The sequence below is a fragment of the Amycolatopsis acidicola genome (genome assembly GCF_007713735.2).
GTDB classification, from domain to species: domain Bacteria; phylum Actinomycetota; class Actinomycetes; order Mycobacteriales; family Pseudonocardiaceae; genus Amycolatopsis_E; species Amycolatopsis_E acidicola.
This window is the reverse complement of record NZ_VMNW02000044.1, coordinates 40,402-61,712: the sequence shown is the minus strand read 5'-3', so window position 1 is coordinate 61,712 and position 21,311 is coordinate 40,402. Positions and strand designations below refer to the sequence as shown.

The 21,311-nt window shown below is 68.8% G+C and carries 20 protein-coding genes and 1 riboswitch; of the genes, 13 read left to right on the top strand and 7 right to left on the bottom strand.

From position 1 onward, the window contains the following. Window positions 1-873 (bottom strand): ABC transporter permease, encoded by an 873-nt coding sequence (locus FPZ12_RS26175; RefSeq protein WP_208026010.1) that lies wholly within the window; start codon window positions 871-873, stop codon window positions 1-3. Next, complete coding sequence (locus FPZ12_RS26170; protein WP_144757541.1) at window positions 863-1,669, bottom strand: ABC transporter ATP-binding protein; 807 nt, start codon at window positions 1,667-1,669, stop codon at window positions 863-865. The genes FPZ12_RS26175 and FPZ12_RS26170 overlap by 11 nt, the downstream gene beginning before the upstream one ends. Window positions 1,670-1,827: 158 nt before the next feature. On the opposite strand from FPZ12_RS26170, the gene FPZ12_RS26165 reads away from it, so the two are divergent. Genes FPZ12_RS26165 through FPZ12_RS26155 form a run of 3 tightly spaced genes read left to right on the top strand, consistent with a single transcriptional unit; the run spans window position 1,828 to window position 5,098 of the window. Further along, the gene (locus tag FPZ12_RS26165) at window positions 1,828-3,423 is read left to right on the top strand and encodes a sensor histidine kinase (RefSeq protein WP_424923645.1); all 1,596 of its coding nucleotides are present in this window, start codon (window positions 1,828-1,830) and stop codon (window positions 3,421-3,423) included. Beyond that, the gene (locus tag FPZ12_RS26160; protein ID WP_144757542.1) at window positions 3,420-4,076 is read left to right on the top strand and encodes a response regulator; all 657 of its coding nucleotides are present in this window, start codon (window positions 3,420-3,422) and stop codon (window positions 4,074-4,076) included. The genes FPZ12_RS26165 and FPZ12_RS26160 overlap by 4 nt, the downstream gene beginning before the upstream one ends. A 41-nt stretch (window positions 4,077-4,117) precedes the next feature. Further along, window positions 4,118-5,098, top strand: coding sequence for a DUF4185 domain-containing protein (locus tag FPZ12_RS26155; RefSeq protein WP_144757543.1), 981 nt, complete (start codon window positions 4,118-4,120; stop codon window positions 5,096-5,098). Here the strand turns inward: FPZ12_RS26155 and FPZ12_RS26150 are convergent. Further along, window positions 5,095-5,709 (bottom strand): GH25 family lysozyme, encoded by a 615-nt coding sequence (locus FPZ12_RS26150; protein ID WP_144757544.1) that lies wholly within the window; start codon window positions 5,707-5,709, stop codon window positions 5,095-5,097. The genes FPZ12_RS26155 and FPZ12_RS26150 overlap by 4 nt on opposite strands. A gap of 158 nt (window positions 5,710-5,867) precedes the next feature. Between FPZ12_RS26150 and FPZ12_RS26145 the strand changes: the two genes are divergently transcribed. From FPZ12_RS26145 to FPZ12_RS46070, 4 genes are read left to right on the top strand one after another with little or no spacing between them, the layout of a single operon-like run. Beyond that, the gene (locus FPZ12_RS26145; RefSeq protein WP_144757545.1) at window positions 5,868-7,046 is read left to right on the top strand and encodes an efflux RND transporter periplasmic adaptor subunit; all 1,179 of its coding nucleotides are present in this window, start codon (window positions 5,868-5,870) and stop codon (window positions 7,044-7,046) included. Continuing rightward, window positions 7,043-7,735, top strand: coding sequence for an ABC transporter ATP-binding protein (locus FPZ12_RS26140; protein WP_144757546.1), 693 nt, complete (start codon window positions 7,043-7,045; stop codon window positions 7,733-7,735). The genes FPZ12_RS26145 and FPZ12_RS26140 overlap by 4 nt, the downstream gene beginning before the upstream one ends. Then, the gene (locus tag FPZ12_RS26135; RefSeq protein WP_144757547.1) at window positions 7,732-8,925 is read left to right on the top strand and encodes an ABC transporter permease; all 1,194 of its coding nucleotides are present in this window, start codon (window positions 7,732-7,734) and stop codon (window positions 8,923-8,925) included. Before FPZ12_RS26140 ends, FPZ12_RS26135 begins: the two co-directional genes overlap by 4 nt. Window positions 8,926-8,935: 10 nt before the next feature. Further along, window positions 8,936-9,244, top strand: a complete 309-nt coding sequence (locus FPZ12_RS46070) for a hypothetical protein (RefSeq protein WP_208026009.1) — start codon at window positions 8,936-8,938, stop codon at window positions 9,242-9,244. A 44-nt stretch (window positions 9,245-9,288) separates the two neighbouring features. Here FPZ12_RS46070 and FPZ12_RS26125 read toward each other — a convergent pair whose 3' ends face one another. From FPZ12_RS26125 to FPZ12_RS26115, 3 genes are all read right to left on the bottom strand, one after another. Continuing rightward, window positions 9,289-10,056: an ABC transporter permease gene (locus FPZ12_RS26125; RefSeq protein WP_144757548.1), complete on the bottom strand. Its 768-nt coding sequence runs from the start codon at window positions 10,054-10,056 to the stop codon at window positions 9,289-9,291. Beyond that, window positions 10,046-11,035 carry an ATP-binding cassette domain-containing protein gene (locus tag FPZ12_RS26120; protein WP_144757549.1) on the bottom strand — a complete coding sequence of 330 codons (990 nt, stop codon included), beginning with the start codon at window positions 11,033-11,035 and terminating at the stop codon, window positions 10,046-10,048. Before FPZ12_RS26120 ends, FPZ12_RS26125 begins: the two co-directional genes overlap by 11 nt. Before the next feature lie 83 nt (window positions 11,036-11,118). Beyond that, window positions 11,119-11,754 carry a PadR family transcriptional regulator gene (locus FPZ12_RS26115; protein ID WP_144757550.1) on the bottom strand — a complete coding sequence of 212 codons (636 nt, stop codon included), beginning with the start codon at window positions 11,752-11,754 and terminating at the stop codon, window positions 11,119-11,121. 48 nt (window positions 11,755-11,802) lie between these two features. Between FPZ12_RS26115 and metG the strand changes: the two genes are divergently transcribed. The 6 genes from metG (at window position 11,803) to FPZ12_RS26085 (ending at window position 19,862) form a co-directional block, all read left to right on the top strand. Next, complete coding sequence (gene metG, locus FPZ12_RS26110) at window positions 11,803-13,602, top strand: methionine--tRNA ligase (protein WP_208026008.1); 1,800 nt, start codon at window positions 11,803-11,805, stop codon at window positions 13,600-13,602. Then, window positions 13,592-14,425, top strand: coding sequence for a TatD family hydrolase (locus tag FPZ12_RS26105; protein ID WP_144757551.1), 834 nt, complete (start codon window positions 13,592-13,594; stop codon window positions 14,423-14,425). The genes metG and FPZ12_RS26105 overlap by 11 nt, the downstream gene beginning before the upstream one ends. A gap of 220 nt (window positions 14,426-14,645) precedes the next feature. After that, window positions 14,646-16,094: a resuscitation-promoting factor gene (locus tag FPZ12_RS26100; protein WP_243770032.1), complete on the top strand. Its 1,449-nt coding sequence runs from the start codon at window positions 14,646-14,648 to the stop codon at window positions 16,092-16,094. Window positions 16,095-16,493: 399 nt separating this feature from the next. Then, window positions 16,494-17,354, top strand: coding sequence for a 16S rRNA (adenine(1518)-N(6)/adenine(1519)-N(6))-dimethyltransferase RsmA (rsmA, locus tag FPZ12_RS26095; protein ID WP_144759304.1), 861 nt, complete (start codon window positions 16,494-16,496; stop codon window positions 17,352-17,354). Window positions 17,355-17,420: 66 nt separating this feature from the next. Further along, a riboswitch (SAM riboswitch) is annotated at window positions 17,421-17,508 on the top strand. Window positions 17,509-17,711: 203 nt separating this feature from the next. Next, entirely contained in the window at window positions 17,712-18,722 is a 1,011-nt protein-coding gene (locus FPZ12_RS26090) for a methionine ABC transporter ATP-binding protein (RefSeq protein WP_144759307.1), read from the top strand. A 66-nt stretch (window positions 18,723-18,788) separates the two neighbouring features. Next, a complete protein-coding gene (locus tag FPZ12_RS26085) occupies window positions 18,789-19,862 on the top strand; it encodes an MBL fold metallo-hydrolase (RefSeq protein ID WP_144759310.1) in 1,074 nt (357 codons plus the stop codon). Here FPZ12_RS26085 and FPZ12_RS26080 read toward each other — a convergent pair. After that, window positions 19,847-21,283: an MFS transporter gene (locus tag FPZ12_RS26080; protein WP_144759313.1), complete on the bottom strand. Its 1,437-nt coding sequence runs from the start codon at window positions 21,281-21,283 to the stop codon at window positions 19,847-19,849. The two genes, FPZ12_RS26085 and FPZ12_RS26080, sit on opposite strands and share 16 nt — an antisense overlap. Window positions 21,284-21,311: the final 28 nt, after the last annotated feature.

Genomic DNA, 21,311 nt, shown 5'->3' with positions numbered 1-21,311 from the left:
TCAGATCCCGCTCGCCGCCGTGCCGCCGGGTGCGGGCCGCCAGCGCAGGAGCCGGTTTTCCGCCTGTCCGATGAGGAACTCCGCGGCCAGCGCGACGACGGTGATGATGATCATCCCGGCGTAGATGCCCGCCGCGTCGAAGGTGCCCTGCGCGTTGGAGATCAGGAACCCGAGACCGGCCTGCGCGCCGGTGTACTCGCCGACCACGGCGCCGATCAGCGCGAAGCCGAGTGCGGTGTGCAGGGACGACAGGATCCAGGAAGTGGCGCTGGGCAACACGATCGCCGTGAGCACCTGCCATCGGCTGGCGCCGAGGATCCGCGCGTTGTCGATCACGTTGCGGTCCACTTCGCGGGCGCCGGCGATGGCGTTGAAGAACACCGCGAAGAACACCAGGATGAACGCCGTCGCGACCTTCGACGACAGGCCGATGCCGAACCACAGGAAGAACAACGCGGCCAGCACGATGCGCGGCAAGGCGTTGGCGCCCTTGACGAACGGCGCGAGCACGTCGGCCAGGTACCGGCTGCGGCCGAGCAGCACGCCGACGAGCACGCCCGCGACGACGCCGAGTACCAGACCCAGCAGTGCTTCCTCGACCGTGACCCAGATCTGGTACCAGATCGGCCCGAAGTCGGTGCCCACGGTGAACCATTCGCCGAGCCGTTCGGCGATCTTCGACGGCTTCGAGTAGAAGAACGGGTCGATCCAGTAGGTGGCGGTGATCTCCCAGCTGCCCAGCCAGACGACCAGGATTCCCAGTCGCAGCAACCAGATGTTGAGCTTGCGGCGGCGGTCGTTCTTCCGCTGCCGGTCGAGGATGTCCTTTTCGGACTCGAAGGTCCGGAACTCGGCGGCCAGATCAAGCGACACGGGAAGCACCCCTTTCACGGGCCTTGTCCACCTCGGTACGCAGCGACTCCCAGACCTCGCGGTAGATGCGAAGGAAGCTCTCGGTCAGCCGCAGTTCCTCCACCTTGCGCGGGCGTTCGAGCGGTACCTCGAACACGTCCTTGACGGTCGCCGGGCTGGCGGTCATCACGATCACCTTGTCCGCCAAGGCGATGGCCTCGTCGAGGTCGTGCGTCACGAAGATGACCGCGGCATCACTGCCCGACCACAGGCGCAGGAGCTCGTCCTGCATGAGCGCGCGGGTCTGCACGTCGAGCGCGGAGAACGGCTCGTCCATCAACAGGATCCGCGGGCTGGTCACGAGTGTCTGCGCGAGCGCGACGCGTTTGCGCATCCCGCCGGAAAGCTGGTGCGGGTAGTACTTTTCGAAGCCGGCCAGTCCGACGCGCTCGATCCAGTCGGCCGCCTGCCTGCGCGCTTCGGACTTGCGCGCGCCGCGGAAGCGCGGGCCGGAGGCGACGTTGTCCAGCACCGAACGCCACGGCATCACCGCGTCGTTCTGGAACATGTAGCCGACGCCGTCCGGGATCCCTTTCACCGGCTCACCGTGCACCCGGACCTCGCCCGCGGAAGCGGGCTGCAGGCCGGAAACCAGGGAAAGCGCGGTGGATTTGCCGCAGCCGGTGGGACCGACGACAGCGACGAACTCGCCGGGGGACACGGTGAGGGAGAGATCGCGGACCGCGGTGTGCACCGAACCGTTCCCGCTCGGGAACCTTTTGGTGGCACCGATCAGTTCGATCAGTGGTGGGGCCATCGGGTGACTCCTTCGTCACGGGGCTCGCATCGTTGGCTGAACCGTAGGAGCGGGTGAGGCCGCGGTGAAGCTTGTCCGCGTTACGCGTGCGCACTGCGCGTTGTCCGCGTTTCGCGCATTTTGTGCACGAGTCTGACCAGCGCGTATGGTCTTGCACCATGCTCGACTTCCGCCGGATGCGGTTCTCCCGCCAGATCCTGATCCTGCAGATCGGCGTGGTGCTCCTGCTGCTCGTCGTGGGCTTCGCGTTGGTCGGCTGGCTGTTGTGGGGCACGCTGCGCGACCAGTACGGCGAGCGCGCGCTGGCCATCGCGCGCTCGGTGGCGGTGGATCCGGTGGTGGTGCAGGACGTCGCCGCCCGGCGGCCGGGTGGTGAACTCGAACAGCGCGTGCAGGAGGTCACGCGGCGCGCGGACGCGCTGTTCGTGGTGATCACCGACGACAACGGGATCCGGCTGGCGCATCCCGATCCGGCGCAGATCGGCAAGCTCGTGAGCACGGACGCGTCGGAAGCCTTGGCGGGCAAGGAAGTGGTGAGCTCGGTGCAGGCGGGCACGCTCGGGCTTTCGGTGCGCAGCAAGACTCCGGTGTGGTCGGGGGACCGGGTGGTCGGCGAGGTGAGCGTGGGCTTCGAGATCGGCGCGCCGGTGGACGAGCTCGTGCGATTGTTGTTGATCAGCATGGCTTTCGCGGCCGGCGCGCTCGCGCTGGGCGTCGGCGCGTCCGCGTTGCTGACCAGGAGGTTGAACAGGCTGACGCACGGGCTGGAGCCGCGCGAGCTGACGGAGTTGTTGTACGAACGCGAGGCGGTGCTGCACGGGATCGGCGAAGGGATGCTGGCCATCGACGCGCGGGGCCGCGTTTCGGCGCGCAACGACGAGGCGGAACGATTGCTGGGCAAGCCGTTGCCGGTGGGCGCGCAAGTGTCCGAATTGGACCTTTCGCCGCGGCTCGACAGGGCCGTGGCGGAACGGCAGCCGGTGGACAACCTGCTCGCCGTGGCCGGGAACCGCGTGCTGGTGGTGAACTCGCGCGCGGTGACGAGGGACGAGCGGGACCTCGGCACGGTGCTGACTTTCCGTGACCGCACGGATCTCGATGCCCTGACCAGGGAACTCGACGCGGTTCGGTCCCTTTCGGACGGTCTGCGTGCGCAGCGGCACGAGTTCAGCAACCGGCTGCACACGCTGTCCGGGCTGCTGCAGCTGGGACACAACGGCGAGGCGATCGAGTACCTGCAGACCCTGACCGACACGTCCATCGGCAGCTCGGGCGTGGTGGGCGAGTCCGTGCGCGATCCGTACCTGCAGGCGTTGCTGGCCGCGAAAATCGAACAGGCGCAGGAAAAGGGCGTGCGGCTGACGTTGTCGGACGACTCGTGGGTGCCGACGGCGGTGACGGACCCGATCGCGGCGAACACGGTGCTCGGGAACCTGGTGGACAACGCCGTGCACGCGGCGAGGATGGGGGCGAGGCGCCCGGCCTGGGTGGAGGTGGCGCTGCTGGCGGAAGGCACCACGCTGCACGTGTCCGTTGTGGACAGTGGTGCCGGGATATCGGCCGAGGTGGGGGACGATTTGTTCGACGAAGGGGTATCGACGAAGCTGTCGCCGGGGCACGGGCTCGGCCTCGCGTTGGCGCGCCAGGCGGCGACGGCGCGGGGCGGGAACGTGTGGCTGGCCGACGCCGGCGGGGAGGAGCAGGGCGCGCTGTTCGTGGCCGCGCTGCCGGAGTTGCTGGAGGGGGTCTCGTGATTCGGACGCTGATCGTGGATGACGATTTCCGGGTCGCCGGTGTGCATGCGGGTTTCGTCGAGGAGGTGCCGGGTTTCGCTGTGGTGGGCACGGCGCACACCGCTGTCGAGGCGCGTGCCAGGGTGCGTGAGCTGGCGCCGGATTTGGTGCTGCTTGACGTCTATCTGCCGGACGAATCCGGTCTCGCGCTGCTGGCGGAACTGCAGACCGACGCGATCATCCTGTCGGCGGCGACGGACACGCGCTCGATCCGCGCGGCGCTGCGGGCCGGGGCGGTGAACTACCTGATCAAGCCGTTCACCACGCGGCAGTTCGCCGAGCGGCTGAGCGCTTATGCCCGGTACCGGCAGTTCCTCGCCGAGGAGCGGAACCTCGCGCAGGAGGATGTCGATCGCGCGTTTCGCCTGCCGCACGAGCAGGACCGGGCCGCGGCGGCGAAGGGGCAGTCGAGCGCGACAGCCCGGCTGGTGGCCGATCAGCTGCGCCAGGCGGCGCGCCCGCTTTCCGCGGCTGAGGTCGCCGGGGAGCTGGGTGTCGCGCGGGCGACGGCGCAGCGCTACCTCACCGCGCTGGCGGAGGCGGGCACGGTGGAGATGCGCCTGCGCTACGGCGCGACGGGGAGGCCGGAACACGAATACTCCTGGCGAGACTGACTCAGGTCGCAGCCGGGCGGTCTGGGCTTCACCATGGGGCCATGCTCGAAACGGAACTGATCGCCAAGGTGACCGGCGCGGACTCGGAAAACCGGACCGACCAGCGGTTCGCCGTGCACGGGACCGATCTCGGCATCCTGTGGGACGGGGGCGACGGCCGGGTGTTCGTCCTCTTCGGAGACACCTTCGGCGAAGGCTGGGGCGGTGACGGCGGCGGGCCGAACAGCGCGGACTGGCGGTGCAACGTCCTCGGCTTCTCCACCACCCGGGACCTGGACAAGGGACTCGAACTCGAAACCTTCGTGCCGCGCGAAGACGGCAAGGCAGGCCAGGTGATCGAGCGCGACGAAAGGCGCGACGAGGTCACCGTGATCCCCAACTCCGGCCTCGCGATCGACGGCGTGCAGTACGTGCACTACATGTCCGTCCGCGAATGGGGGCCGCCCGGCTACTGGCACACGAACTACTCCGGTCTCGCGGTTTCCGGCGACGGCGGGGTCACGTGGGAGAAACCGTGGGGAGCGCGCTGGATCAACCGCGCCGAGCGCGACGATCCGTTCCAGATGGCCGCGCTCGCCCGCGAGGGTGAGTACGCCTATCTTTTCGGTACCACGAACGGACGACACGGTGACGCCTATCTGGCCCGCGCGCCGATCGGCCGGATGCTGGACGCCTCCGCATACGAATACCGCACCGAAAGCGGTTGGTCGCCGGACGAATTCGCCGCCACGCCCGTGCTTCGCGGCCCCGTCGGCGAGTTGTCCGTCGCGTACAACACGTATCTCGGCAAGTGGCTCGCCCTGCACCTCGACGACCCGGGCGGCGCGATCCTGCTGCACACCGCGGACAACATCGACGGACCGTGGTCTCCCGGCCACATCGCCGTGCCCGGCAGGGAGTTTCCCGGTCTGTACGGCGGTTATCTGCACCCGTGGGCGCTCGACGGCCCGGACATCTACTACCTCATGTCGCAGTGGGGTCCGTACAACGTCTTCCTCATGCGCACGAGGCTGAATCTTTAGAGCACCACGTCGCCCATGGTGAACGGGTAGACGAGTGAATCGAACCCGATCGGTCCGTCCAGGCCGGGTTTGTCGTCCGCCGCGTTGTGCTGGTGCAGGCCCAGCCGCGGGTGGAACCAGCCCGGCCTGCCCGGGATCCCGTTGTGCCGGTTCACCCACAGCACCACTTCGGCGTCGGCCCACTTGTCCGGGCGCAGGGTGTGCAGCCAGTGTTCGTACGGCGCGTAGACGAGCACGCGGCGAATTCCGGCGGCCTGGCGCACGGCCTTGATCCACGCCTTGATGAAGCGATCGCCGACGCCGGGCACTTCCACCTCCAGCGCCGGGGCCAGCGCGCCGGGGCCGAACACACCGAGCTGTTTACCCAACCGGACGCAGTGCTCTGCCTGGTCGTGCGGCGCTCCGGGGCGCGCGTAGTGCCGGATGCCCGCGCGCACCCCCGCGCGCTGCGCGGCGAGGATCTGCTGTTCGGCTCCGGCGTCGCTCCAATTGACGTTTTCGGTGACCGTGATGGAGGCGAAAAGGACGGAGTCCGCCCGGACCGCGTCCCAATCGGCCACGGTCGCATGCAGCGACAGGTTGATCCCGCGCTCGTTTCCGTCCTCGGTCAAACCTCAGCCTTCGCACTCCCCGTGAACACTGTCCCGCCACTCTAGGTGGGAAAAGCCCTGGATGCGGGATTGACGCACCCGATGAACCGGACACACCCACAGCAAGTACACAGGTTGGCCAAAGCTGGCCCCTATGAAACTGCCGGAATCTTTCCCGCATGACACGGCGTCGAACGTGGATCATCAATGGCGGGCTCGTACTGTTGCTGGTCGGTGCGGGTTACGGGATCTACGCGGGGTTCGCCCCGGCAGCAGAAGAAGCGAGCTCCACGCAGGCCCGCACAACACCAGTCAGCCTCGGGAACGTCACGGAGACGGTTTCCGCCTCCGGCACCGTCGCGAGCAGTTACACCGCGAACGCCGACTTCAGCACTTCGGGCAAGGTCGCCACGATCAAGGTCGCTGTCGGCGACGTCGTGAAGAAGGGCCAGAAGCTCGCGACGCTGGATGCGACGGAGGCCAACGCGCAGTTGAAGGTCGCCCAGAGCAATCTCGATGTGGCGGAAGAAAACCTCGACAACGCGGAGTCCAGTTCCAGCAGCAGCGCGCAAGGCGGCCAGACGGAGAGCACGACCTCGTTGCAGTCGAAGGTCGATCAGGCCGAACTTTCCCTGGAACAGGCGCAGGAAGCCGTCGACGCGACGGTGCTGACCGCGCCCGGTGACGGCACGGTCACCGCGATCAACGGCGCCGTCGGTCAGCAGACCGGAAGCAGCAGTGGTTCCGCCGCGTCCGGATCCAGCGACACCAGTTCCAGCAGTAGCAGCAGCGGGTTCATCGTGCTGACCAACATGTCGAGCATGGTCGTCACGACCTCCGTCGCCGAGGTCGACGTGAGCAAGGTGCGAGCGGGCCAGTCCGCGACCGTGACCGTGAACGCGCTGCCGGACACGGAAATCAAGGCCACTGTGGCGAGCGTCGATCTGACGCCGACGACGAGCAACTCCGTCACCTCCTACGGCGCGAGCCTGACCCTCAACGACGTGGCCCAGGGCCTGCGCCCCGGCCAGTCGGCGAGCGTGGTCATCACCATCGCCGAGGCGAGCAACGTGCTCACCGTTCCCGCCGCGGCAGTGCAGACCACCGGCACCACGAGCACCGTGACCGTGCAGCAGAACGGGCAGCAGGTGAAGAAGCGGGTCGAACTCGGGGTGCAGGGCGAGTCGACCGTGGAGATCAAGTCCGGGCTCAGCCAGGGCGACCAGGTGGTGCTCACCGCGACCTCCACGCAGAGCACGAGCAGCAACACCGCCGGCAACCGCAGCGGTGGCCAGGGCGGTTTCCCTGGCGGCGGCAGCGGCGGCTTCCCCGGCGGCGGCGCCGGAGGCGGGCAATGACCCCTGTCCTGCAGGTCTCCGGACTGCGGAAGTCCTACGGCGAAGGGGAAACCGCCGTGCACGCGCTGCGCGGCGTCAGCCTCACGGTGGAACCGGGCGAGTACGTGGCGATCATGGGCGCGTCCGGCTCCGGCAAGTCGACGATGCTGAACATTCTCGGCTGCCTGGACGCCCCCACCGCGGGCAGCTACCGCCTCGACGGGTTCGCCGTCGGTTCGCTCAACGAGCGGCAGCTCTGCCTGCTGCGCAACCGCAAGATCGGCTTCGTCTTCCAGTCGTTCAACCTGCTCGGGCGGACCACGGCACTGTCCAATGTGGAGCTTCCGCTGATCTACGCCGGGCTGCGCAAGCGCACGCGGCGGGCCCGCGCGATGGCGGCGCTGGAAACGGTCGGGCTCGCCGACCGCGCCGGACACCGCCCCAACGAACTCTCCGGCGGTCAGCAGCAGCGCGTCGCGGTGGCACGTGCCCTCGTCACCGCGCCCGCGCTGCTGCTGGCGGACGAACCGACCGGGAACCTCGACCACGCCAGCACCGCCGAGGTGCTCGCGGTGTTCGACCGCCTGCACGCGCAGGGCAAGACGATCGTGGTGATCACGCACGAGGACGAGGTGGCCGCGCACGCCGGACGCGTGGTGCGGTTCAGCGACGGGCGCATCGTCGGGGACGATCGGCTGGTGCCGGCGTGAATTTCCTCGAAACGCTGCGGTTCGCCGCGGCGGGCCTCTCCGCGAACAAGATGCGTTCGGCGCTCACCACGCTGGGCATCACGATCGGTGTGGGCGCGGTGATCCTGCTCGTCGCGGTCGGCAACGGGGCGTCGGCCTCGGTCTCGCAGAGCATCCAGGGGCTGGGCACGAACGTGCTCACGGTCAGCCAGTCCCGCGGTGGGGCGATGGGCAGCGTCACCACGTCGCTGACGAAGCAGGACGCGGAGGCGATCGTCGACCCCGTCGGCGCTCCCGACGTGGAAGCCGCTTCGCCCGTCGCGAGCACTTCGGTGACCGCGACGTACGAGCGCACCACATATTCGGTTTCGGTGGTGGGCACGGATCCCGACTACTTCGAGACGGAGAACTACGAGCTCTCCCAGGGATCCTTGTTCACCGACTCGGACAACACGGTGGCGCGCAAGGTCGTCGTGCTCGGTTCTTCGGCCGCGGAAGGGATCTTCGGCACCGCCAACGCCGCGGTCGGCAAACAGGTGCTGCTCGACGGGATCCAGTTCACCGTGGTCGGGGTGCTGAAATCCGAGGGCACCAGCGGTTCGTCCGACAACGACGACACCGCCATCGCCCCGCTCTCGTCCGTGCAAGCCTCGCTCACCGGCTACGGCTCGATCAACCAGATCGTGGTCCGCTCGCCGCAGGTTTCGCTGGCGGAGTCGGAGATCTACGCGATCCTCGACGCGCGGCACGGCATCAAGGACACCAGCAACCGCGACTACCAGATCTCCAGCGCCACCCAGCTGCTCGAAGCCAGCAGCGAAACCGACGACACCTTCACCGTGCTGCTCGCGGCCGTCGCCGGGATCTCCCTGCTGGTGGGCGGAATCGGGGTCACCAACATCATGCTGGTGACGGTCACCGAGCGGATCAGGGAGATCGGCATCCGCAAGGCGCTCGGCGCGCCGCGGTGGGCGATCCTCGGCCAGTTCCTCGCCGAGGCGACGATGCTGTCCCTGCTCGGCGGGGTGCTCGGGGTGGCGGCCGGGGTGATCGGGAGCCGGTTCACCATCGTCGGGATCACCCCGGTGCTGGTGCCTTCCTCGATCGTGCTCGCGTTCGCCGTTTCCGTGCTGATCGGCCTCTTCTTCGGCAGCTACCCCGCCAACCGCGCCGCCTCGCTGCGCCCGATCGCCGCACTGCGCCATGAATAAGGAGCCTCGTGTGACCGACACCCAGGAGCTGCTCACCGAACCCGTCTCCGGTGAGGATCTCGCGGCCGAGATCGAGCGGGCGGGGAAGCCGGTCGGCAAGCTCACCCTCTTGCTGATCGCTGTCCTGCTCGTGGCCGTGGGATTCGCCGGCGGGGTGTGGGCGGGCCGGTCATCGTCGACCGGCAGCGGCCCGGCCTCCGTTCAACCATCCCAGAACGGAGGCCGGACCGGTCAGCAGGGCGGCTACGGCGGTCTTCCCAGCGGCGGTCAGGGCGGCTTCCCCGGCGGGGGCCAGGGCGGCGGTTTCCCGGCCGGCTGAGCGGTTTCTCCGGCGGCTGTCGTGGCCGCCGGAGAAGCCGCTTTCTACGCGTTCTCGCGCTGGAACGTCCTGGCGCCCCAGAACACCGCGAGCGCGGCCATCACGAGCAGGATGATCCCGCCGAAGACCAGCCCGTCGAACGTGTAGTCGCCGCGGAAGCTGGCGCGTTCGGCGTCGACCACGTGCGTGAACGGGTTGATCCGCGAAATCGTGTACAACCAGTTCGGAGCCAGGATGCTGGTGATCGGCAGCAGGATCCCCGACAACAGCAGTACCGGCATCAGCACCGCGTTCAGCAACGCCGGGAAAGCCTGCTCGCTCTTGATCGTCAGCGCCACGGCGTAGGACGCCGAGGAAAGCGTGATCGCTGTCAGCGCCACGATCACCAGGCTCAGCAGCACCCCGCCGATCGGCGCGTCCAGGCCGAACACCAGATACGCCAGCACGGTGATCAGGATCGCCTGCACCACCGCCTGGATCGAGTTGTTCAGCACCTTGCCCAGCAGCAGCGCGACGCGGCTGGCTGGCGTGACGCGCAGCCGCTCCAGCACTCCGCTGCGATAGTCCACCAGCAGCGAGAAACCGGCGAAGGACGAGCTGAACAACGCCAGCTGGATGATCAGCGCCGGGGTCAGGATGGTCCAGCTGCTGCCCGGCGGGAAGCCCGGCGTGGAGTTCACGACCTTCTCCATCAGCGGGCCGAACAGCACCAGGTACAGCACCGGCTGCATGATGCCGATCATGATCCAGGCGGGATTCCGCAGCGACAGCGCGAGATCACGCCGGAAGATCAGCCAGGTGTCACGCAACATTGGCGGCCTCCGGTTGCTGGGGCGCGCCCGCTTCGGCGTCGCGCAGACTGCGGCCGGTCAGGTTCAGGAACACGTCGTCCAGTGTGGGGCGGCGAACCTCCATCGCGGTCATCGCGATGCCCGCTCCGTCCAGCGCGCGCAGCAGTTCCGGCATCGCGGTGTCCCCGCGCGGCACCCGGAACGAAACGGAACTGTCCACTGTGGTCACTTCGTGCGCGCCGGGCAGCTGCCCGGCGATCTCCGCAGCCCGCGCCACGAACTCCGCCTCGACGCCGACGGTCACGCCGTCGCCGGAGACCCGCGCCTTGAGTGAGTCCGGGCTGCCCTCGGCCACGATCTCCCCGTTGTCGATCACGAGGATCCGGTCGCACAGCGAGTCGGCCTCGTCGAGGTAGTGCGTGGTGAGGAACAGCGTCACCCCGTGTTCGGTGCGCAGCCTGCGGATGTGCTCCCACAGGTTCGCCCGGCTCTGCGGGTCGAGCCCGGTCGTCGGCTCGTCGAAGAACAGCAGCTTCGGGTCGTGGATCAGGCTCAGCGCGATGTCCAGCCGCCGTTTCTGGCCGCCGGAAAGCGTTTTCGTGAGCCGCTGGTCCAGGCCCGTCAGGTCGAGTTGCTGGGTCAGCTCCGCGCCACGCTTGCGCGCTGCCGTCTTCGACAACCGGTAGAGCTGGCCCTGCAGCTCGATTTCCTCGATCACCTTGCATTCGTCGGCCGTGCCGCCGCCCTGCGCGACGTACCCGATCCGGCGGCGGACACCGAGCGGGTCCTTCAGCAGATCGCAACCCCCGACGGTCGCTTCACCCGCCGTCGGCCGGAGCAGCGTGGTGAGCATGCGCAGCGTCGTCGTCTTCCCTGCCCCGTTCGGGCCCAAGAAGCCGACGAGCTCCCCCTCCGCGACATCGAGGTCGACGCCTTTGACGGCCTCGACCGTGCGGCCGCGCGCGGTGAACTTCCGCGCGAGACCGCGTGCCTTGATCATGGGATCCCCTTTCCCTGTAGTCAAGTTTGACTAGCGAGTCCACGCACCTTTATCCCGAAGTATCGGCGTGTAGTCAAATTTGATCAGAGAGGTTGGTGGCGCGAAGCGTCTCGATCAGGGGTGGTGGTCGGGCGACGGGTGGGCGGTTTGCCGAATGACTGTCCGGCGTCATCCGCCATCCGGTACTCCCCGGCTTCGAGCCGGGAGATGAGGTCGCGCAGCCAGCGCACGCTCGCGCCCGCGTGCACCTGCCACAGCCGGAACAGCTCGCGCACGTGCTCGGGCTCTTCGGTGTCCTTGCCTTCTTCGGTCAGCAGTTCCGCCGTGCGCTCGTCGGCTTCCAGCTTCACCAGCTGCTGCTTCAGCAGCCCGATCACCCTGTCCCTGGGGAGCGCGGGCATCAGCACGATCGCGGCCGAACGCTCGTGGCCGTTCGGGTCGGGGTCGGCCAGCGCCTGCCCGAGCAGCCGGCGGAACTCCGTCTCGCCGTCGGCGGTCAGCTGGTAGGCGACCCGGTCCGGGCCCGCGCCCTGTTCCGTGTCCACCTGTTCGAGCAGTTGCTCGGCCGTCATCTTCTTCAGCGCGTGGTAGATCGAACCGGGCTGCACGTTGGCCCATTTGTCGGCCGACCACGTGAGCAGGTCGCGGCGCACCTGGTAGCCGTGTGCCTTGCCGTGCATCCGCACGACGCCGAGCACGAGCAGCCTGGTGGCCGACACCTGCACCTCCGGATAACGGGTACGAGTACCCCCGTACGCTAATAAAGCATGAGCACCCCTGTGTTGACGGCGGTGGCCTGGCCCTATGCCAACGGGCCCCGTCACATCGGCCACGTTTCCGGTTTCGGAGTCCCGTCGGACGTCTTCTCGCGCTACCAGCGAATGATCGGCAACCGGGTGCTCATGGTCTCCGGTACCGACGAACACGGCACCCCGATCACCGTCCAGGCGGACAACGAGGGCCTCACCCCGCAGCAGACGGTGGACAAGTACGCCCTCCAGATCGGCTCGGACCTCCAAGGCCTCGGGCTCAGCTACGACCTGTTCACCCGGACCACCACGGGCAACCACGCCGACGTGGTGCAGCAGATCTTCCTGTCGCTGTACCGGAACGGCTACGTCGTGCCGAGGACCACCACGGGCGCGATCAGCCCGTCCACCGGGCGCACCCTGCCCGACCGCTACATCGAGGGCACCTGCCCGATCTGCGGGTACGACGGCGCGCGCGGCGACCAGTGCGACAACTGCGGCAACCAGCTCGACCCGACCGACCTGATCAACCCGAGGTCGCGGGTCAACGGTGAGAAGCCGGAGTTCGTCGAGACCGAGCACCTCTTCCTCGACCTGCCCGCGTTCACCGACACGCTGGGCAAATGGCTCTCCACCCGCACCGACTGGCGGCCCAACGTCCTCAAGTTCACCAAGAACCTTGTCGACGACATGCGGCCGCGGGCGATCACCCGTGACCTGGACTGGGGCGTGAAGGTGCCGCTGGACGGCTGGCGCGACCAGCCGCTCAAGCGGTTCTACGTCTGGTTCGACGCGGTGATCGGCTACTTCTCGGCGAGCGTGGAATGGGCGCGCCGCAGCGGGAACCCGGACGCCTGGCAGGAGTGGTGGACCAACCCCGACGCGCGGGGCTACTACTTCATGGGCAAGGACAACATCACCTTCCACGCCCAGATCTGGCCCGCGCTGCTGCTCGGGCACAACGGCGCGGGGGACCGCGGCGGCGAGATCGGCACCTACGGCACGCTGAACCTGCCGGACGAGATCGTCTCCAGCGAGTTCCTCACCATGAGCGGCTCGAAGTTCTCCACCTCGCGCGGCACCGTGATCTACGTGCACGACTTCCTGCGCGAGTTCGGGCCGGACACGTTGCGGTACTTCATCTCCGTGGCGGGCCCGGAAACCCAGGACACCGACTTCACCTGGGACGAGTTCGTCCGCCGGACCAACTTCGAGCTGGCCAACGAGTGGGGCAACCTCGTGAACCGGTCCATCTCGATGGCACACAAGAACAACGGGGCGATCCCGGCGCCGACCAAGCCCGCCGCGGCGGACGAGGAGCTGAAGGCGCTGTCCCGCAAGGCTTTCGAGACCGCGGGCGGGCATCTGCAGCGTTCGCGGTTCAAGCTGGCGGCCGCGGAGGCGATGCGTGTCGTCACGGCGGCGAACAGGTACCTCTCGGACCAGGAGCCGTGGAAGCTCAAGGAGGACCCGGAAAGGCGCGACGCGGTGCTGCACACCGCGCTGCAGGTGGTGTCCGACGCGAACACGCTGCTGACGCCGTTCCTGCCGCATTCGGCGCAGAAGGTGCACGAGGCGCTGGGCGGCACGGGCGTGTGGGCGGCGCAGCCGGAGCTGCAGGAGGTCGAGGACCTCGACATCGCCGGCCGCACCAACCCGATCCTCACCGGGGACTACGCGCGCGAGCAGGCGCGCTGGGAGTCCACGCCGATCGAGGTCGGCAGGCCGCTGGCCAAGCCGAGCCCGCTGTTCGCGAAGCTGGACCCGAAGCTCGGCGAGACCGGGCCGGAGTGGGCCCCGATCGAAAGTGCCGAATAAGAAGGAACGACCGCCGGTGCCGGAGCGGCTTCCGGCGCCGGTGGTCGACGCGCACACCCATCTCGACGCCTGCGGGGCGGGCACCGCGGCCGAAGTGACCGAGATGGTGGACAGGGCGGAAGCGGCGGGGGTGACCCGCGTCGTGACGGTCGCGGACGACCTCGACGCCGCCCGCTGGGCCGCCGAGGCGTCCACATGGGACAGCCGGGTGTTCGCCGCGGTGGCGATACATCCCACGCGTACCAAGGATTTCGGCGCCGCGGAACAGTCCGAAGTGGAGCGTCTGGCCCGCGCCGAGCGCGTCGTGGCCGTCGGCGAGACCGGGCTGGACTACTACTGGGACTACTCGCCGCACGACGCCCAGCAGGAGGCGTTCCGCTGGCACATCGACCTCGCCAAGCGGGTCGGCAAGCCGCTGATGATCCACGACCGCGACGCGCACGAGGACGTACTCCGCATCCTGGACGAGGAGGGCGCGCCCGATGAGGTCGTCTTCCACTGTTTCTCCGGGGATGCCGGGATTGCCCGCAGGTGCATAGCAGCGGGCTACGTTCTGTCCTTCGCGGGCACAGTGACCTTTCGCAACGCGCGCGAGTTGCAGGAGGCCGCGAAGTTGGTCCCTTCGGAGCAGTTCCTGGTGGAAACGGACGCGCCGTTCCTGACGCCGCATCCGTACCGCGGCAGGCCGAACGAGCCGTACTGCACCGCGTACACCGTCCGCTACCTCGCTGAGCTGCGTGAACAGGAGACGGAAGAAATCGCTTCGGCGGCTTGCCTCAATGCGGAGCGTGTGTTCCGACTCCCTTCCGTCACAACGAGTTGAACGGATTGCGACATTCGTGAAAGCGCTTGCACCACACGGCCGAGTGATGGACGTCACGAGATTCCAGGGGGTGTTTGCGCAACCCCCCGTGACCCGTTACTGTCCCGTGATCGTGCCGCTCGATTAATCGGTCAGCACATCCCGCAGCTGAAGTCAGTGCAGGTCGATCGGGGATGACTTCAGGTGTGGATGCCGCTAGTGCGAAAGGGAACGACCTGCTGTGACTGCTGGTAGTAGACACGCCGACACGCGCCTCGACGACACGAACTGGTTCGGTTCTCCGGCGGGTGGTGTCGGAACGCTCGACTGGCCGACGCCGGAAGAGGACTGGGACTTCTCCGACGAGCTGTCCATCACCGAGCACGACGTGCGAACGGTCCTCGGGCCCGGCGCCGACGACATGATGGCCGAGGCCGAGCTCGACGTGGACGAGCTCATCCGGCTGATCAACGCCGAGACCACCATGCTGCCCCCGATCGCCATCCCGGATGCTGCCTCGCAGGACCGGACGGCGACGGCCGAGGCGCAGGAGGAGCCCGAGCGGGCCCTCGTATCCGCGGTCAAGACCTGGAAGCGGCGGTTCCTCCGCGGCTCGGTCCTGGCCCTGCTCATCAGCATCACCGGCGGCGGCGCGGCCGCGCTGGCGATGAACAAGAGCGTCACCGTCGACGTCGACGGCCACGAGCAGACCGTGCACAGCTACGGCAAGACGGTCGGCGAGGTCCTCGAGGACGCCGGCATCTCCGTCGGCGACCACGACGCGCTCTCCCCGTCCCCGCAGGCTCCGGTCGGCGACGGCGGGACGATCAAGCTCGACCGCGGCCGCCACCTGAACCTGATCGTCGACGGCGTCGCCAGGGACTCCTGGGTCCGCGCCGAGACGGTGCAGGAGGCGCTGGACCAGCTGGGCGTGTCCGACCAGCTCGCGCCCGGCGCATGGACGTCGATGGCGCCGAACGCCGAGCTGCCGCTGCAGGGGTCGACCCTGGAGGTCAAGACCCTCAAGACCGTCACCGTGTTCGACGGCGACAGCGCGCCGCACCAGGTGACCACCACCGCGGTCACCGCGGGCGAGTTCCTCAAGGACCAGAACCTCTCCCTCGGTCCGGACGACCAGGTCGAGGGCGGGCTGGACTTCAAGATCGCCAACAACGCCGAGGTGCACATCAGCCGCACCGGTGTCTCGGTGATCAACCAGCAGGAGAGCATCGACCCGCCGGTTCAGCAGATCAAGGACGACACGCTCGATTCGGGCAAGACGGTCGTGCAGGACCCGGGTACGCCGGGGACCCAGCTGGTCACCTACCGGATCACCAAGAAGAACGGCCAGGAGACCAACCGCGAGCAGCTCTCGGTCAAGGTCCTCACCGAGGCCAAGCCGAAGATCATCCGGATCGGCACCAAGGAGCCGGAGATCAGCGGCTCCGCGATCTGGGACAAGATCGCGCAGTGCGAGTCCACCGGCAACTGGGCCGCCAACACCGGCAACGGTTTCGAGGGTGGCCTGCAGTTCACCAACAGCACCTGGCTCGCCTACGGCGGCGGCGCCTACGCGCAGCACGCCTACCAGGCCAGCCGCACGGAACAGATCGCGATCGCCGAAAAGGTCCAAGCCGGTCAGGGCTGGGGCGCATGGCCCGTCTGCTCCAAGAAGGCCGGCGCGGCCTAAAGCTGTGGTTGAACACGGTTTGCGTGGCGGTGCGGGTAGGGGCCCCTCCCGTCACCCGCCACCACCCTCAACGGACGCGCTGCGCGCGGCTAGCCACATTCAAGGCGGCCCCTGGCTGTGGGATCGCCTCATCATGAATTCCCACCCGCCAGCCCGACCACCACCCCTGATGGACGCGCTCCGCGCGACAGTGTCCCCACCACTTCGGCGCTGTCCTCGCCAGGAACCGCCCACCCGTCTCCCACCGCCACCCTCAACGGACGCGCGCCGCGCGGCTCCGCCGATTCAAACCCCCGGCGGTGCCAGCGCACGGCCCACAGCAAGCGGCTCCGCCGCTTTTAAAAAGAAGCGGTTCGTGCTCGCGGGGAACCTTTCCCGGCGTTGGGTAGAGTTCCCCGCGTGGCACAACTGCTCGGTCCGGCCGAGATCCGTGGGCTGGCCGCCGAGTTGGACGTGCGGCCCACCAAGAAGCTCGGCCAGAACTTCGTGCACGACCCCAACACGGTCCGGCGCATCGTCGAACTGTCCGGGGTCGGTGCCGGGGACTCCGTGCTGGAGGTCGGCCCCGGGCTCGGTTCGCTGACGCTCGGGTTGCTGGCTTCGGGCGCCGAAGTGGCCGCCGTGGAGATCGACCCGGTGCTCGCGGCGCGGTTGCCCGCCACGGTCGAGGAGCGGGCGCCTGAGGCGGTTTCCCGTTTCACCGTGCTGACCCGGGACGCGTTGAAGCTCCGTGCCGACGAATTGCCTGCGCCGCCGTCCACGTTGGTCGCGAATCTCCCGTACAACGTCGCGGTTCCGGTGGTGCTGCATCTGCTGGCCGAGCTGCCCTCGCTCGAGCGGGCGCTCGTGATGGTGCAGACCGAGGTGGCCGACCGGATGGCCGCAGGCCCCGGCAGCCGCACTTACGGCGTGCCGAGCGTGAAGATCGCGTGGTACGGCCGCGCCCGCAAGGTGGCGCCCGTGCCGCGGTCGGTGTTCTGGCCGGTGCCGAACGTCGATTCGGCGCTGGTTTCCTTCGAGCGGGCCGAAAAGCCCGCGTCCTCCGTCGATCGTGACAGCGTGTTCGCGGTCGTTGACGCTGCGTTCGCCCAGCGGCGCAAGACTTTGCGCGCGGCGCTCGCCGGCTGGGCCGGATCGGCTGACAGGGCGGGCAAGTTGTTGCGTGCAGCGGGTATCGACCCGGCTACGCGTGGTGAGCAGTTGACTGTCACGGACTTCGCGGCGATCGCAGAATGTGAAGGAGTGCCGCCTTCCGTGTGATTCCAGGGTGTGATCTGCACCCCGGGGCTTGCGCCCGACGCAGTACATCCGTTCTACTTCTTGAGGTATCCATCCCGAGCGACTGAGAGACCTGGCTCGCCGAAGTCGCAGCAACCACCCACCGGGCAGGTGCTACCGCCAGGATCGATGGAGGATTCTGTGTACCGCACGCGAATGCTCACGAGGCGCCGAGTCGTCGATGAGTGCCGCCGCGCCGTCAGTGCGTGTCGTCGCTGAACTGTTCACTCCTTCCGAGCTGAGCTTTTCCCACTCTCGCTGACCGTCCATTTCGGATGGTCCACTCGCTGACGCCCCGGCGTGCCGCAACCCCGGCCGCGCCCGTTCTGTGGAGCCTTCGTGATCACTGTCGAAAACCTGACCAAATCCTTCCCTGGCAAGCAAAACCCCGTGCTCGCGCTGCGCGACGTGAGTCTGGAAGTCGGCGCCGGTTCGCTGTACGGCGTCGTCGGCCCCGGCAAGAGCGGCAAGTCCACTCTCGCCCGCGTCGTCGCGCTGCAGGAGAAGCCCGACCGCGGCACCGTGCGGCTGGACGGACTCAACACCGCCGGACTGGACGGGCGCCGATTGCGCGAGGTGCGCCGGCAGCTCGCGGTGCTGGACGCCAACCAGCCGCTGCACGCCGAGCGCACCGCCGCCGGGAACGTCGCGGCGCCGCTCGAGCAGCTCGGCGTCGAGGGTCCGCAGCGGCGCAGCCGGGTCGGCCGCCTGCTCGACCTGGCGGGTCTCACCCAGCGCGCCGCGCAGCGGCCGAGCGAGCTGACCGAGGGGCAGCGTCGCCGGGTCGCGATCGGGCGCGCGCTGGCCGCCGGCCCCGCCGTGCTGCTGGCCGACGACCCGACGGCGGGCATCGACGCCGACGAGGCCGGTGCCGTGCTGACCGTGCTCGACCGGGCGCGCGCCGAGCTCGGCGTGACGATCCTGCTGACCACGCAGGACGCCTCCGTGGTGCGCCGGGTCTGCGACGACGTCGCGGTGCTGGACTCGGGCCGCGTCGTCGAGCACGGCAGCGTGCTGGACCTGCTGGCGAGCCCGGGCAGCCGCACCGCCGAGACGCTGCTCCCGGCGATCGACACCCCGCGCGCCCAGTCCGCCCGCTACGACCGCTTCGCCGACGTCGTGCTGGTCGGCTTCGCCGCTGTCGGCGCGTTGCTGCCGGAGGCGGGCAGCCGCTTCGGCGTCGACCTCGCCACCATCGGCGGCGGGCTGACCCGCGTCGGTGACACGCCGGTCGCGCGGTTCCGCGTCGGGGTCAACGGCAAGCAGGCCGACTCCGCGCTGGCGTGGATCGCGGACCGGGGCGCGCACGTCACGCACCCCATCGAGGGCCCGAAGAGCGTCGCCGCCTAGATTCAGCGCTGACCAAGCCGGTTCCGCTTCGGTGGAACCGGCTTTAGGCGTTGATCGGAGGGCGTGGTGGCCGGACGCAGGGTGGCCGCGGTGCTGGCTGTCGCGGCGGTGATGCTGGTGGCGTGCGGTTCCGGCGGGGACCAGGAGGCGGGAGAAACCACTGTCCCCGCAACGGTTTCCCAGGCGCAGGTGCCGTCCGGGTTCGACAACGGCAAGGGCTGGTCTGTCGAAGGCACCGAGACGACCGCGTACGCGTTCCCGTCCCTCGCGCCGCAGGCCGGGCTGATCCTGTTGCTGGCCAACGAAAACGACTCCGCGCACATCGTGGCGCGCGAAACGAAGACCGGCGCCACGCGCTGGACCGGCGCGGCCGTGCCCGAGCCCGACGCGCGCTTGTTCGTGACGAGCGAGAACGGCAAGGAGTACGCGGTGCTCGTCGGTCAGCGCCACGCCTATGTCTACGACGCCGCGTCCACCGGTGATTCCGTTGCGGCGCAACGAGATTTCGCGATCCCCGGCAGGAACGATGTCACCGCGCAAGGCGACGGGCACCTGCTGATCGACTATGCCGGCGGCGTCGCGGTGCTCGACGCCGCGAGCGGGCAGGTCACCCGATACGGCCCGAAAGTGGTGGCGGTGACCGCGAAAGGCCCCGTGGAGCGAGACGATCCCGCGCTCCCAGCGCCCGCGGGTGCCACCGGTGCCGCGCAAGTGCTCGGTTCGCCGGACGGCAAAACCCTGGTGGCGCAATGGGGTTCCGCGGCCGACCGGGTCTGGTCGGTGCACGACGGCACGAGCGGACAGGTGCTCGCCTCGGTCACGTGCCGCGGCGAAGACGGCGCGACCCCATCGGTGTCGGTCGGCGGGCGGTATCTCATCGCGGGCCCGGTGGCCTTCGACCTCCAGGCGCGGAAGGGATTCTGCTTCGGGGACAAGGGAACCGACCTCATCTCGGCCGACCCTGACGGCACCGTCTACGGCGCGAACGACACCGAGCCGGTGACCGCCTCCACGGTCACCGGCTCGGTTTCCCAACTCGACGAGGACGAACGCGTTCCCGATCTGATCGCCGCCGATGTCGCCCTGTTCGGCACCGCGACCGACGGTGGGGAAGCGATCCTCGTCTACCCCCGGTCCTGAGCCTGCCGCTTGCCCCCGACCAACAGGCCCACCCCGATTCCGGCCGCGGCGAGGATCGCACCGGCCCAGCCGTTCGCCACCGCGTAGCCGTGCACCGTCGCCCCGGCGACCCCGAGCCCGGCCGCGGAAGCCGTTGCGCTGGAAGCGATCGTGTTCAGCGACGCCGTGCCCAGCGAAGCGCCGACCTGCTGCGAGGTGGTGATGAAGGCCGACGCCACCCCCGCGTCCGCCGGGTTGACCCGCGCCGTGGCGATGTTCATGACCGTCGGCATCGCGAGCCCGGCCCCGGCGCCCAGCACCAGTTCCACCGGCAGGATCAGGCCCCAGTACGAGGAACCCGTGCTCAGCTGGGTCAGCAGCGCCAGCCCGGCGGCCATCAGCAGCAACCCCGTCACCAGCAGCGGCCGCGGACCCGTGCGCGGCAGCAGCCGACGCGACAGCAACGTGGACACCAGCACGTTGCCCAGCAGGAACGGCAGGAACGCCACCCCGGCCTGGAACGCGCCGTAGTGCATGGTCCCCTGCAGCTGGTACGTCAGGAACAGGAACATCCCGAACATCCCGAACGACGCCGCGCCGATGGACAGGTACGCGGAGGCGCGGGTGCGGTCGGTCAGGATGCGGATCGGCAGCAACGGGTTGGGGACGCGCGTCTGCCGGAACACGAACGCGGCCAGCAACACGATCGCGACGCCGAGGACGCTCATCACCAGCGAGGAACCCCAGCCGCGCGTCGCCGCTTCGGACAGCGCGTAGACCAGGCCGACGATGCCGCCGCTGCCCAGGATCGCGCTGATCCAGTCCAGCCGGGTTTCGCGGTGCCCTTCGACCTTCGGCAGCACGAACCAGGCGCCGACGGACGCGATGATCGCGAACGGCAGGTTCACGTACAGGCACCAGCGCCAGTCCAGGTACTCGGCGAGCGCGCCGCCGGCGACCAGGCCGAGCGCCCCGCCGGACATCATGATCGCGCTGAAGATGCCGAACGCCTTCGCGCGTTCCTTGGCTTCGGTGAAGGTGATCGTGAGCAGCGACAGCGTGGACGGGGCGAGCAGCGCGGCGAAGACCCCCTGCGCCGCACGAGCGCCGATCAGCATGGCCGGTCCGGTGGCGGCGCCCCCGACCGCCGACGCGATGGCGAAGCCGAGTGCCCCGATGATCAGCGTGTTCTTGCGGCCGAGCCGGTCGGCCAGCCTGCCCCCGAGCAGCAGGAGGCCGCCGAAGGCCAGCGTGTAGGCGCTGATCGTCCACTGTCTGGCGACGTCGGACATGCCCAGCTCGCGCTGCGCCGAGGGCAGCGCGATGTTGACGATCGTGGTGTCGATGATGACCAGCAGCTGGGCCATCCCGATCACCACCAGCGCCCACCACCGGTTCTGGGTTCGGCGGGTCGGCGCCGGCGCGGAAAGTGTGGTTGTCATGGTCGATCCCCTGGGTCAGTAAGCTGGA

Bases quoted from the DNA above. Each gene is read 5' to 3' on its own strand.
- FPZ12_RS26170 (WP_144757541.1), bottom strand. From the start codon at position 1,669: ATGGCCCCACCACTGATCGAACTGATCGGTGCCACCAAAAGGTTCCCG.
- FPZ12_RS26165 (WP_424923645.1), top strand. From the start codon at position 1,828: ATGCTCGACTTCCGCCGGATGCGGTTCTCCCGCCAGATCCTGATCCTG.
- FPZ12_RS26155 (WP_144757543.1), top strand. From the start codon at position 4,118: ATGCTCGAAACGGAACTGATCGCCAAGGTGACCGGCGCGGACTCGGAA.
- FPZ12_RS26145 (WP_144757545.1), top strand. From the start codon at position 5,868: ATGACACGGCGTCGAACGTGGATCATCAATGGCGGGCTCGTACTGTTG.
- FPZ12_RS26140 (WP_144757546.1), top strand. From the start codon at position 7,043: ATGACCCCTGTCCTGCAGGTCTCCGGACTGCGGAAGTCCTACGGCGAA.
- FPZ12_RS26125 (WP_144757548.1), bottom strand. From the start codon at position 10,056: ATGTTGCGTGACACCTGGCTGATCTTCCGGCGTGATCTCGCGCTGTCG.
- FPZ12_RS26120 (WP_144757549.1), bottom strand. From the start codon at position 11,035: ATGATCAAGGCACGCGGTCTCGCGCGGAAGTTCACCGCGCGCGGCCGC.
- metG (WP_208026008.1), top strand. From the start codon at position 11,803: ATGAGCACCCCTGTGTTGACGGCGGTGGCCTGGCCCTATGCCAACGGG.
- FPZ12_RS26080 (WP_144759313.1), bottom strand. From the start codon at position 21,283: ATGACAACCACACTTTCCGCGCCGGCGCCGACCCGCCGAACCCAGAAC.